The organism is Sphingomonas sp. P4_D12, assembly GCF_056401895.1.
This window is the reverse complement of the sequence record NZ_JBFUIL010000010.1, coordinates 79,576-92,622: the sequence shown is the minus strand read 5'-3', so window position 1 is coordinate 92,622 and position 13,047 is coordinate 79,576. Positions and strand designations below refer to the sequence as shown.

General features: G+C 64.3%; 9 protein-coding genes. 4 read left to right on the top strand and 5 right to left on the bottom strand.

Going from position 1 to position 13,047, the window contains the following annotated elements:
- Positions 1 to 239 precede the first annotated feature (239 nt).
- Complete coding sequence (ftsZ, locus tag AC1DSD_RS18450; protein WP_478032159.1) at positions 240 to 1,772, bottom strand: cell division protein FtsZ; 1,533 nt, start codon at positions 1,770 to 1,772, stop codon at positions 240 to 242.
- Positions 1,773 to 2,033: 261 nt separating this feature from the next.
- On the opposite strand from ftsZ, the gene AC1DSD_RS18445 reads away from it, so the two are divergent.
- Positions 2,034 to 2,612, top strand: a complete 579-nt coding sequence (locus AC1DSD_RS18445) for a DUF2939 domain-containing protein (protein ID WP_478032157.1) — start codon at positions 2,034 to 2,036, stop codon at positions 2,610 to 2,612.
- A gap of 2 nt (positions 2,613 to 2,614) precedes the next feature.
- On the opposite strand, the gene AC1DSD_RS18440 is transcribed toward AC1DSD_RS18445, so the two are convergent.
- Positions 2,615 to 4,798, bottom strand: a complete 2,184-nt coding sequence (locus tag AC1DSD_RS18440; RefSeq protein WP_478032155.1) for a penicillin acylase family protein — start codon at positions 4,796 to 4,798, stop codon at positions 2,615 to 2,617.
- A gap of 34 nt (positions 4,799 to 4,832) precedes the next feature.
- Between AC1DSD_RS18440 and AC1DSD_RS18435 the strand changes: the two genes are divergently transcribed.
- Both AC1DSD_RS18435 and AC1DSD_RS18430 read left to right on the top strand, forming a co-directional pair.
- Positions 4,833 to 6,104 carry a metal-dependent hydrolase family protein gene (locus AC1DSD_RS18435; RefSeq protein ID WP_478032153.1) on the top strand — a complete coding sequence of 424 codons (1,272 nt, stop codon included), beginning with the start codon at positions 4,833 to 4,835 and terminating at the stop codon, positions 6,102 to 6,104.
- 15 nt (positions 6,105 to 6,119) lie between these two features.
- Positions 6,120 to 7,226: an acyltransferase family protein gene (locus AC1DSD_RS18430; protein WP_478032152.1), complete on the top strand. Its 1,107-nt coding sequence runs from the start codon at positions 6,120 to 6,122 to the stop codon at positions 7,224 to 7,226.
- Between the two features lie 127 nt (positions 7,227 to 7,353).
- Here AC1DSD_RS18430 and AC1DSD_RS18425 read toward each other — a convergent pair whose 3' ends face one another.
- Positions 7,354 to 8,133 (bottom strand): transglutaminase-like domain-containing protein, encoded by a 780-nt coding sequence (locus AC1DSD_RS18425; protein WP_478032151.1) that lies wholly within the window; start codon positions 8,131 to 8,133, stop codon positions 7,354 to 7,356.
- A 91-nt stretch (positions 8,134 to 8,224) separates the two neighbouring features.
- Here AC1DSD_RS18425 and AC1DSD_RS18420 point away from each other — a divergent pair, with 91 nt between their 5' ends.
- On the top strand, positions 8,225 to 9,073 hold the full coding sequence (locus AC1DSD_RS18420; protein ID WP_478032150.1) for a YkgJ family cysteine cluster protein: 849 nt from the start codon (positions 8,225 to 8,227) through the stop codon (positions 9,071 to 9,073).
- A gap of 172 nt (positions 9,074 to 9,245) precedes the next feature.
- Here AC1DSD_RS18420 and AC1DSD_RS18415 read toward each other — a convergent pair whose 3' ends face one another.
- Positions 9,246 to 12,332, bottom strand: a complete 3,087-nt coding sequence (locus tag AC1DSD_RS18415; protein WP_478032149.1) for a type I restriction endonuclease subunit R — start codon at positions 12,330 to 12,332, stop codon at positions 9,246 to 9,248.
- A 1-nt stretch (position 12,333) separates the two neighbouring features.
- A complete protein-coding gene (locus AC1DSD_RS18410; RefSeq protein WP_478032148.1) occupies positions 12,334 to 13,047 on the bottom strand; it encodes a TIR domain-containing protein in 714 nt (237 codons plus the stop codon).

Genomic DNA, 13,047 nt, shown 5'->3' with positions numbered 1-13,047 from the left:
AAATAACGACGCAGATGCAGCAAGGGCGGCAATTCCAGCCAACACCAATGCAACTTTGTCACGCCTCGATGCGTCGCTGCCTCGACGCATTCGACCAGGCATTTTCCCCCGTCCTTATGTTACCAGCCATGCGGGACAGCCGCATTTTACTAACCGATTGGTAGCATCAGGGAATATTTTCAGAAATTCAATAACCTCGCGGTGTTTATCGGGATAAAAAGAATCCATTTCGGACGGAATTACGTCGCCAACGACGCCTTGCCGCCGCGATAGGCGATCATCGAATGACGCCCGAAGCCCAGCCGGAAGGTCATCGAGCGAAATAAGCCCTTCACTGCGTTGGATATCTGCTCGACCAGACTTGCGCGCCTGGGATCCTCCAATTGGAAATCGCCGAGCCAGAGTTCGTCCATCGTGCAGGTCTTGAGGTTGACCGCCGCGGGCGCCTCGGCGCGCGGTTGCACAGGCGTTTGCTGCTCCGCCGGCCGCGGTAGCCGCTCGATCAGGTCGAGCAACGGCGCGTCGCTCGCCGGTTCGACGAGCGCCGCGGTGAGATCGCCCGGGCTACTCGCTTGCGTCGCGCCGAGTGGCGCCGGGGCTGCGACAAAGGGGGTAGAGATGTCGGTCGCCGGCGCGACGACCATCGGCTCCGCTATCGCGACCGCGGCCGCGATCGCCGGCCTTGCTGCTACCGGTGGCTCGGCGGCAATGGTCATGCCCGGCGTGATGGTGGCCGGCTCCGGCGCGGCAACCGACGAGAAGATGGTCGCCATGGAGGCCGGTGCGGCGCGAACGACTGCCGCCTGCGGGCGCACTTGGGGCCGATGGCCCTGCGCGATGAGGGCGACGCGAACGACGCCGTCGAGCGCCTCCGACACCGACGCTCCCCAGGCGAGCTCGACGTCCGGCGCGGCCTGGTCGGCGATCGTCGCGACGATCGCGTCGAGTTCCATCAGCGACATGTCGGTGCCGCCGCTGATCGAGATCATCAACTTGCCCGCACCCGCGATTTCGTCGTCGATCAGCGGACAGGCCATTGCGCGTTCCGCTGCGAGCACCGCGCGGTCCGTGCGCTCGGTGGCCTCGCCGAACCCGATCACTGCCCGACCCATCTCGGCGATCACGTTGCGCATCTCGGCGAAACCGATCTGCTTGAGCCCCGGGGTTACCAGCAGATGGGCGATCCCCCCGACCGCATCGGCCAGTACCGCGTTAGATTCCAACATGGCGGATTTGAACGTCATCTCGAGATCGCCGATGCCGAGCAGCCTTTGGTTGGGAACGACGATCAAGGCGTCGACCAGCGGCTCGAGCGTGGCGATGCCCTGATCCGCCCTGCCCGCCCGCCGCAACCCTTCGAACTCGAATGGGCGGGTCACCACCGCGATGGTCGGAATGCCGCGTAGCCGGGCGCGCTCGGCGAAGATCGGCGCTGCGCCGGTCCCGGTGCCGCCGCCCATCCCGGCGGCGATGAAGCAGAAATCGACATTCTCGAGCGCTGCATCGATTTCATCCATGACTTCCTGCGCGGCGGCGCGACCGACTTCCGGCCAGGCGCCCGCCCCCAGCCCCTGGGTCGCCATCCGCCCGAGTTGCAGTTGCTGGCGAACGCCCAACATGCGCAGCGCCTGGGCGTCGGTATTGGCGACGATCAATTCGACGTTGGGCAGATTCTCATCGACCAGACCGGCAACACCGTTCCCGCCCGCACCGCCGACTCCGAAAACGGCGATCCGCGGCATCACCGCCTCGATAGTGCCCATAAAGCTCATGACCGTTCCCCCGACTCGCTGCATCCTGGGGACTCCTATCGCGGCAATGATGGTTAACGCGCCACGCTGGGAAACTACTATCGTAGAATCCCGGCAACTCTCCCCTCCCGCTTGCGGGAGGGGCTGGGGGAGGGCCTGTTTTTAGGCGCCATCGCTGACAGACACGCCCTCCCCTAACCCCTCCCGCAAGCGGGAGGGGGACAGCGACATTGCCGGGACGAACCCGCCACCTTAGGTTGGGCCGGGGGCCGAAAGGATCGCATGCGCAAGGGCTGGATCATCGCAATCGGCGCCGCGTTCGCGTTGTTCGCGCTGGCTTATGGTGCGTCGCCTTATGTCGCGGTGCGCGATTTCGTCGCCGCGGCGAAACAGGGTGACGCGGAGAAGCTGCGTGGCTCGGTCGATTTTCCCGCGGTGCGCGCCGACCTGAAACCGCAGCTGACGGCGGCGGTGACCACGCGAATGGAACGGGACCCAGCGATGCGGGGTAATCCGCTCGCCGGGCTCGGCGCGATGCTGATGCCGTCGATCCTCGACCGGATGATCGACAGCGTCGTGACGCCGGAAGGGATCGCGGCGTTGGTTCGGGCGGGCAGGGTCGGTAGCGGCGACACGGCTTCCGCGACGCCCCGGCGGGTTGATTATGGCTTTCACTATGTGGCGCTCAACCGTTTCGACGTCACCTTGCGACGCCAGGGCGCGGCTGACGACCCTGTGAACCTAGTGTTCCAACGGCGCGGCCTGTTCGCGTGGAAGCTCGTGCGTATCGCGCTGCCGCAGAGCAGCCTGGCCGGTCCCGCGGACGACAGCGCGCCAGATCCCGACGCGAACGCAGCCTGAGGTTATTCGCCCGGGCGGTAGCGCCGCTCGACATGTCCCGTGAGTTCGTCCGGATAGAAATAGACCGGACGCAGCCGTCCCTCGGCATAGCGGCCGATCTGGTCGGCGAAATGGCGCGAGGCCAGATCGCCGCTCTGCCCGCCGGCCATCACCGCCATCGCCTTCACCCTTGGCCCAAACTCCACCACCGCGACGAAGCTGTTGCCGCTGGTGCCGTAATAACGCTTGGTCCCCGGCCAGGTCTTGGCGCCGAATGACGCGAGGCTGCCCCACTGCGCCGAGGTGAAGGGTATTGGGGTCGAATCTCGGGCATCGTCGAAATGCGGCGCGATCGCGTCGTCGAGCCGCTGGAAACGGTTGATATTGGCCCACGGCACACGCCAGTCGCCGAAGTCGCGCTTGAGCCGGTCGGTGGCCGCCGCCAATGCGTCGAGCTTGTCGCCCGGTTTGACTCGCGTCGCGATATAATCGGGGACGTTCATCCGCTCGGCCTGGGCGAAACCGCCGACCTCGCGCCACAATTGGTCGCCCCAGAACACCGCCAGGCTGGTCGCGGTGGACTCATAGCCCCAGCGGCGATCCCAGTTGCGCAACAACGCGATCGGCTCGGCCAGTCGGGCGCGGCGCGGATCGTCGGCGGGGAGCCCATCCCAAGCCTTGACCAATCCGGGGATCAGCTCAGCGAAGGCGGGCAAATAGCTGTCGAACGCCGCGACACGCAGCTTTTCCGGCGTCCAGCCGCTCTTGCCCTTGAGCAGCAGGTCGGCATGCGCACCGCGCGCATTGGGACCGATCTGATCCATGTAGCGCGGATAGTTCGCCGCCTTGGGACTATCCGGGCCCGCCGCATCCCACGGCCAGTCATTGGTATTGTGCACCCAGCCGACGCGAGGGTTGAGCACGCTGGGCAGGCTGGGCAGCGTGTGCAGTCCTTTCCAGTCGGTCGCCGGATCGGCGCCGTCGACCGGCCGGGTATAGTCGAAGCGGTTGTCGCGCAGCGGCATGAATTGCGGCATCAGGAACGCGATTTCGCCCTTGCTGTCGGCGAACAAGGTGTCGTTCGACGAATTGGCTCGGCGCGATGCGACCTGAAGGAAGCTCTTGAGGTCGCTGGTCTTGGTCCTGAGCCAGCTCTGCTCGAGCGCGGGCACCGGCTTCCACATCAGGGCCTCAGCGATCCAGCGCCCGTTCTTCGCCGCGACGATCGGGCCGTGATGCGTGCGCCAGGTGGTGAAGCGGCGTTCGCCTAGCGACCCGTCGGATTTGCGATAGAGCAAGGTCACTGCCACGCTCGTCACCGTCCGCTCCGCACTGCCGTAGCGATAGACGTAGCCGCCGCCGCGCTTCGTCACGCGCTCGGCGAACTCGTCGACATTGTCGACGGTGGATGAGGTGTGCATCCACCCCGCTTTGGCGTTGAACCCCTGGTAGATGAAGAACTGCCCCCAGGTGGACGCGCCATAGACGTCGAGCCCTTGCGCGCTCGACATCTGCGCCTCGGAGCGGAAGTAGAAACTGGTGTGCGGGTTGATCAGCAGCAGTGCCTTGCCGCCCGAGGTCAGTTTGGGCGCGATCGCGATGCCGTTCGAGCCGGACGGCTCGCGCGGCACCATGCCGAGTTCCTCGGGCGTCGGCGGCGTCGGCTTGCCGTAGAAAGTCTTGAGATCGCTGAGCGAAATCCGCTCGATATCGCCGCCGATACTGCCCTCGGTGAAGCTCAGCGCCATCCACGGTTCGAAATGCGTGAGCACCTTGGGCTTGGTGCCGGGATGCCTCGCCAGGTAGAAATTGAGCCCGTCGGCCCAGGCATTCATCAGCGATTTCAGCCATGGCGCGCTGGCGGCATAGTGCGCCTTGAGCTCGGCGGGATCGACATAGAGGCGTTGGCGCAGATCGCCCCAGATCGCGTCCTCGCCCTCGGCCTCGGCGGTGCGGCCGAGCGCGGTCAGGTAATTCGCCTCGACGCGCGAGAAATCGTCCTCGGCCTGGGCATAGATCAGCCCGAACACCGCATCGGCATCGCTCTGCCCGCGGACGTGCGGGATGCCCCAATCGTCGCGCGTGATCGTGACGCGCGCCGCCTGCGCTCGCCAGCGCGCCATGTCAGCGGCAGCGGGGTCGGGCGCGGTCGGCGCCATGGTCAGTACGGCAAGGGCTAGGAGCGGGAGGCGGAGGGCTCTATCCATATCGGGAGCGTAACGCGACACCGGGGAGAAAACCATGCGCTGGGTGGCACTTGTACTGGCGATGTTGCTCGGGCCGGCGGCCGCCCTTCCCGCCGCCGAAGTGCCGAAACAAGTCGTGCTGCTGAAGCCCGCGCGCGTTTTCGACGGCTTGGACGGCAAGACGCATGCCGGCTGGCAAGTATTGGTCGAGGGCGATCGCATCGCCGCGGTCGGACCCAATTTGTCGGCGCCGGCCGACGCCAAGGTGATCGACTTGCCCGGCGAGACGCTGATGCCCGGGATGATCGAGGGGCACGGTCATCTGTTCCTCCACCCCTATAACGAGACCAGCTGGGACGATCAGGTGCTCCACGAGCCGCTCGCGCTGAGGACCGCGCGCGCGGTGGCGAGTGCCCGCGCGACCCTGCTCGCCGGGTTCACCAGCGAGCGCGACCTCGGCACCGAAGGCGCGGGCTATGCCGATGTCGGGCTGAAGGCGGCGATCGATCAGGGCATCGTCCCCGGTCCGCGGCTCAACGTCGCGACGCGCGCGATCGTCGCGCTGGGCGCTTACGGTCCCAAGGGGTTCGAACCCGGCGTCGCCATCCCGCAAGGCGCCGAGGAAGTGTCGGGAGTCGAGTCGATCGTCGCCGCGGTACGCCGCCAGATCGCCGGCGGCGCCGATTGGGTGAAGCTCTACGCCGATTATCGCTGGCGCCCCGGCGAGGACAGCCGCCCGACGCTCAGCCTGGAGGAGATGAAAGCCGCCGTCGCCGCCGCGCACGATGCCGGCCGCCCGGTCGCAGTCCATTCCGCCACCGCCGAAGGAATGCGCCGCGCGATCGCCGCGGGAGTCGATACGATCGAGCATGGCTATGGCGGCACGCCCGAGATATTCGCCGAGATGGCAAAGAAGGGCATCGCGCTCTGCCCGACGCTCGCCGCGTCGGACGCGACGTCGCGCTATCGCGGCTGGACCGGAACCGAGCCGGCGCCCGAAGCCGTCCAGATCAACCGCAGGAGTTTCCAGATGGCGATGAAGGCCGGCGTCCATCTCTGCATGGGCGGTGATGTCGGCGTGTTCGCGCATGGCCAGAACGCGCGGGAGATGGAGCTGATGGTCGCCGGCGGGATGACCCCGACCGACGTGCTGATCGCCGCGACTTGGGGCAATGCGCGTTGGTTCCACCTCGACAACAAGCTCGGCGCGGTGAAACCCGACCTGCTCGCCGATTTGATCGCGGTCGAGGGCGACCCCACGGCCGACATTGCCGCGGTCCGCCAGGTGCGGATGGTGATGAAGGGTGGCATGGTGATCGCGGGCTGATTAGGGACAGGACCAATGGATATGTCGAAACCGGTCCGCGTCCGCGACGAAGCGCTCGATGCGCTGCGCGGCTTTGCCATTTTCGGAATGGTGCTCGCCAACCTCCAGGGGTCGGAAGAGCACGCTTTCTGGTGGATCAACCATGCGCCGTGGAACGGGCTGACCTTCGCCGATCTGGTGTTTCCGATGTTCCTGCTCGCGGTCGGCCTCGCGCTGCCGCTGACGATGGACGGGAAGATGCCGCGGCCGTCGATCGCGAAGATCGTGCGACGCTCGGCGTTGCTGTGGTTCATCGGTTTCGCGATCGGCTTCATCGTCCATTTCAGTCTCAAGCTGGAGGAGATCCGCTTCACCGGCGTGCTCGAGCGGATCGGCATCGTCTATCTGGTCTGCGCGATCGCGTGCCGCCAGACGACGACGTGGAAAGCGCCGGCCATCGCCGCCGGCGTGCTGATGCTGGTTCATGGCGTGCTGCTTCATCTGCCAGCGCCGGGCGACCTGATCGCCAGCATGGCGCCGGGCGAAGGGATGAGCGGCTGGCTCGATCATGTCATCCTCGGCGGCACGCGGCTCTATGGCCAGCCCGATAACGGCCCGCCATTCGATCCCGAAGGGCCGCTATCGACGCTATCGGCGATCGCCACGACGATGATCGGGATCGCGGTCCAGCGCATGTCGGTGCGCCGCAAGAAGCCGGTAATCATGATCGCCGCGGTCGCCGTTCTGTGCCTCGGCCTGACGCTCGGCGCCGCCTGGTTCTGGCCGATCAACAAGAATTTGTGGACGCCGACCTTCACCCTGATCAACGCGGCGATCGGGCTCGGCCTGCTGGCGTTGCTCAAGATCGTCTGGCCGCGGATCGGTGCGTCGCGCCTCGCCCAGACGATCGCCGCGCTCGGCGCGGTGTCGCTGACGCTCTATGTCGTCCACGATGCGGTGGCGATCGTGCTGATGATGGTGCCGGTCGGCGGCGAGCATCTGGGCGAAAAGCTGCTGGCGGGGATCGCCGCGACGGGATTGCCGCTGGATTGGACGTCGATGCTGTATGCGGTGATTGCGGGGGGGATTTCGATCGCGATTACGCTGTTCCTGCGGGCGCGGGGTTGGGTGTTGAAGGTTTAGGTGAGGCAAATAAAGCCCCTCCCCTTCAGGGGAGGGGTTGGGGTGGGGCAGTCACAGGCGATGTGCTCTGCGAGGCATCCCCCACCCCCTACCCCTCCCCTGAAGGGGAGGGGCTTAAGCTACCCACTCACCCCACCCGCTCGACCGTAACACTCTGCGACAGGCATTCCGCCTCGCCGAAGATGGTCATGAAGCTGATATCGGTGGCATCGCGCCCAACCCCGATCCGCACCAACCCTTCTACCGGCGCCAGCCCGGTAGGGTCGATCAGCCGCCACGCGCCGTCCAGCCACACTTCCACCACCGCATGGAAATCGGGCGGATCGAGCCGCCAGGCATAGGCGGCGACCATCCGCGCGGGGATATCGGCGGCGCGGACGAAGGCGATCAGCAGATGCGCGAAATCGCGGCACACGCCGCGATGCGCGATATAGGTGTCGGCGGCGGTGGTGGTCGCGTCGCTCGACCCGACGACATAATCGAGATGCCCGCGGATCCACGCCGCCATCGCCTCGACCCGATCGCCGCCCGACAGCGCGCCGAACTCGCGCCGGACGAGCGCATCGAACCGGTCGGATTCGCAATAGCGGCTAGGGAACAGGAACGGCACCACGTCGGCCGGCAGCTGCTTGATGTCGTCGGCGGCGAGGCCGTGAAGCGTCGCGTCGGTCCGGTCGATCTCGACCGTCGCGGTATAATGCGCGGTCACCCGCCCCTCTCCCCGCGTCCAGGTGCGCCGCCCCAGCCCGTTATCCGCCGGGATCGGGCGCAATGCCTCCACCCCGCCGATGCGCAACAGGTCGGTGACCAGATGCTGATCGGGCGTCTGCGCCACTTCCAGCGCGAACAGCAGGTCGGCCGGCGCGGCAAGCCAATAGTCGAGCCGGGCGTCGATGGAGAGGCGCATGGAGTCTTTCTGGAACGGAGTCGCATCGATCCTATCCGATAACCGCCCTGCTCCGCTATGCTCGGGATCAGGAGAAGGGGAGCAGGCGAGCATGCCGTCCGACGACCCGACGCCGGCCCCGATGACGGCCGGCACGCGGTTCAGCTATCGCTGCACGCGCTGCAACAGTTGCTGCGTCGACAAGCGCATCCAGGTCAATCCGTATGAGATCGCGCGGCTGGCGCGCAATCGCGGCGTCTCCACTGCCCAGGCGCGCGACGATTTCACCATCGACGGCGCCTTGCGCCAGCAGGAGGACGGGCGCTGCATCTTCCTGGGCGATCAGGGCTGTACCGTCCATGCCGACCGCCCGCTGGTCTGCCGGTTGTTCCCGCTCGGCCGCGTGATCGATGCCGCGGGCAAGGTGCATTTCGTGCCCTATCCCGATCCCCTGGCCGCGCACGGCGAGTTCGGCAAGGCGGGCGTGGTCGCCGATTATCTGGAAGCGCAGGGCGCGACCGCGTTCATCGCCGCGGCCGACGCCTATTTCGCCTTTTTCTGCCGCGCCAATGCGCAGATGAGCGCAGGCACGCCGGTCGTCGCCGACCCCGACCGCGACCTGCTCGACATCGACAGCGAGCTCGCCGCGGCGTGCGCGGCCAGCGGCATCGCGGAGCCCGAGGATCTGCTCGAAATCCCATCGGATCGCGCGGCCTGTTGTTCCGGTGGCGGGTCGCCCCGCCGCCGCGCCGATTACTCGGCGACGTTGCTGGCGTTGGCCGTGACGTCGCTGACGTTCTCGTCGGTGATGTTGGTGGTGTCGGTCAGGTTCACGTCGTCGGTGTTGGTGACGACGACGGCGTTGTCGGCCGCCTTGTTGCCGCCGCAAGCCGCGAGGCCGAGCACGACAGGAGCAATCACCGAGAGAACTACGAGCTTCTTCATGGACAAATCTCCGTAAAATCCAGGCCGCGCCCCCGCTCGGCACAGCGCCTCGCGAATTGGTCCTGGGTCAGTCCGGCGGTGCGTATGGCGCAATTCCCATCGGATTGGTAGGGGAAAATGCACCGTTCGTCGCAAGGAGGGGGGAGCCGGTGGAGCGCAGTCCCTCGCGATACCGCTCGCAAGCAGGCTTAGCCGCTTTCGGACTCCCGGTGAATTTCCGCTCGAATTCGTTCGTAGACCTCGCGAGCAATATGCTCCTGCGCCGCGCCTCGAAACTGGTTGTCGCTCATCACGCGGCGGAAAATCTCCTCATTGCCGTCCATCCGATCGATAAACAGGTCTTCGAGTACCCGGCCGAAATAGGCAGCGAAGTTTGGGAAATTATTGGCCTGTGCGGCTTCCACTACCTTCTCGTCCCGCTCGGCGGTAGCCCGGACCTGATCGAAAAAGAGCTGATCCGCCTCGGTGAAGTCGGTTCCGAAACGCTCGTTGAGTTTGGCCACCAGCGTTGAGAGCGCGACATCCACGTCCCGCACTCTCGCGCTGCCAACGTCCGTCGGACCTTTGAGCGGGTAAGCCTCCCCTTGGGAAAGATCGATGATGCCGTCGCTGACCTGCTGGAGGCGAAAGAACTTCAGCGCCACGTCGTCATCCAGCGTGAACTTTGATCCATCGCCAGGGCGCGGCAGCTTCGGGGACAGGTTGCGCAGGAACGCGTAGAGCCGTTCGAGACCCTCATCGAAGTACGGCATGATCTGCGACAAGAAAGAATAGAGATTGTTGAAGGCGGTCATCTGACCGCGAAACTCCTCCTGCACCACCTCATCCAGATCATTGAAACGATCGACAGATCGGTCGAGCACAGCATTCATCAGCCGGTGATCCTGCCCACTATGATCGCGCCGAAGCTTGAACCAGACTTCGGCAAACTCATCTACGTCGACCGGCGTAAACACAGCCGGCTGCAATAGCTTGTGATGAAGTTCGTTGAGCTTTTGCGGGTCGGCATTTTCGCCGACCGGCGTGGCTTCGTAATATGGCTTGAACGCCTTGTAGATGTCCGCTTCCTCGTTCCTGAAATCCAGAACGAAAGTTCGAGTCTTGCCTGGGGCGGTGCGATTGAGGCGCGAAAGGGTCTGTACCGCCTGTACACCCGCAAGCTTCTTGACCACGTACATGGTCTGTAACAACGGCTGGTCGAAGCCTGTCTGGTACTTCTCGGCGACGATCAACACGCGATAATCGTCGCCGCCGAACCGTTCGGGAAGTTCGCGTTCGGGCAGGCCGTCGTTCATGCCGACTTCGGTGAACGATGATCCGGGATCGTCAGGATCTTCGACCGTTCCCGAAAAGGCGACCAGTGCGCGGATACCCTGATAGCCACGATCCTGAATGTACCGGTCGAACGCCCGCTTGTACTTGACCGCCGACAGACGCGATCCGGTCACAACCATCGCCTTCGCCCGGCCGCCGAGTTCGTGCATCACCCGCAGGCGGAAGTGCTCGATGATGACCGCGATCACCTGCTCGATGTTGACCGGGTGAAGCTCGAGATACTGGCCCAGAGCGTTGGCGGCCCTCTGCTTCGGCACGTCCGGGTCATGCTCGACCTGCTTCACCAACCCGAAGAAGCGCTTGTAGGTTACATAATTCTGCAGGACGTCGAGGATGAAGCCTTCTTCGATCGCCTGGCGCATCGAATATTCGTGGAATGGCGCGGCGCCGGTCGGTCCTGGTTCGTCAAACACCAGCTTGGTCTTGAACTTGGGTGTCGCAGTGAAGGCGAAAAAGCTCAGGTTAGGCTGGCGCGCGCGCTGCAACATCTGCTGGCGGATCGCGCCCTTGGCCTCCTCGGACAGATCGTCATCCTCCTCATCGCCTGCCTGCGCGGCGATGGCGTCGGCGATGCCGTCCTTGTTGAGGATGCCCTTGAGCGCGGCGACCGTATCGCCCGATTGCGAGCTATGCGCTTCGTCCACGATCACCGCGAAACGCCGGTTGCGGGTGTCGATGGCGACGCTTTCGCCCTTGGCCTCCAGCGTCCTGATCGCCTGAGAAATGAAGGGAAATTTCTGGATCGTCGAAATGATGATCGGAGTACCGTTCGACAGCGCCTTGGCAAGCTGCTGCGTGTTCTCGTCGATCTTTTCGACCACGCCGGTCTTATGCTCGAATTGGTAGATGGTGTTCTGCAATTGCTGGTCGAGCACGCGCCGGTCGGTGATGACGACCACCGAATGAAACACTTTATCGTCGGCTGCATCGTGGAGCGTTGCCAGCCGGTGCGCGAGCCACGCGATGCTGTTCGACTTGCCCGAACCGGCCGAGTGCTGAATCAGGTAATTGTGGCCGGACCCGTGCGCCTCGGCATGGGAAACCAGCTGCCGCACCGAGTCTAGCTGATGATAGCGAGGGAAGATCATCGCTTCCTTACGGATCGTGCGAAAGCCGGTCGAAGTCTCGATCGTCCGCTCGCTCACCTCCAGATGCATGAACCGCTGGAGAATATCGAGCAGGCTGTCGGCGCACAGCGCCTCGTCCCACAGATAGTGCGTTTTCCAATTGCCCTCGACCGGTGGGTTGCCCGCACCGTAATTGTGGCCGCGGTTGAACGGCAGGAAATAGGTATCCTCCCCCTTCAACTGCGTTGCCATCCATACTTCGTCGGGATCGACGGCAAAATGCACCAGCGCCCGCTCCTTGAAGCGAAACAATAGGTCGCGCCCATCGCGGTCCCGCATATATTGTTTGCAGGCATCTTCGGCGCGCTGGTGGGTGAGCGGGTTTTTGAGTTCCGCCGTTACGACCGGCAGCCCGTTGACCGACAGCACCACGTCGATGACGCATTTGCGCTTGCCGCCATCCGGACGCTTGAGCACGTCAGAGACGAACTCGACTTGCCGGGTGATGGTCAATCGGTTGGCGGCGTATCGCGCTGCGCTTTCCGGGTTCAGCCCGGAGTTGGGCCGGAAATAGGCGAGGCGCAGCGTCTTACCGTAACATTTGAAGCCGTGGCGCAGCACGCCCAGACTGCCCTTGCTCGCCAGTTCCTTGGTCAGGCTGTCGATAATCGTCGCCGCGGTGCGATCTTTGAGCATCGCCTCTAGCTGATCCCAGCGCGCGGACTGGCTGGCGCGGATGAAGCCGATCACCTCGCCGGGAAACAGCGCCGTTGCCGGATCGAAGGTTTTGGGATCACCCTTGGCGTAGCCACCGCCGGCGATCAGGCCGTATTCGATGGCGTATTCGAAGTCGGCTTCGGTGTGACCTGCCATATTAAAGCTTGGCCACGTCGATGTTATAGCCCTGCGCTGCCATTTCCTTCGCTAAGGCTGGTCCCGCCTCTCTCTGCAGGTCGTCTTTGAATGGTATGTAGATTAGACCCTGGATGTCGGAGGGACGCTCCATCTCGACTTGATTGCCGAGCATAATGGCGACCTTCGGCCGTCCCAGTTTGACAAGCAACATGCCTAGTTCAAGCACGACATTTTGGCGCGCGCGATAGGCTTTCTGGTCCTCATGATCCTTAGGAAAACCAAGATCGTCAGGCGTCGCTAGCACAACGCCAAAACCCACATCTTCGGTATAGTCTTCAAGTTTCTCAATAATGGTCTGCCCTTTGGACGGAAGCTGATCGAGAATGATCGGTTCAAGCCCCCAGCGTCGCAACATCGCATCGAGCTGCGTTCGGGCGCGCTCGTCGTGCCCGTAAACGACAAACACCTTTTTGTTGGGATCGGCGGGGGCGGCCGCTGCGACGGGGCCCGCTTGACCGTCGTCTATTGCCGAAAAAAGAGCTTCTAGGTCTTCTTTGCCCGGGGATCTTCCCTGTATCGAAACTGTGTTCGTGCTGGGCCAGTAACTCATCACTCCGCCCCGCAGAGACCGATACTGCAGGGAACCGTTTAGCTCTGACCAGTTGCCTTTCACTCCAGAGCCGTCCACCAGCGCCCTAAAGGCCTCCGGTCCATCGAAGAACTTTATGGCCAT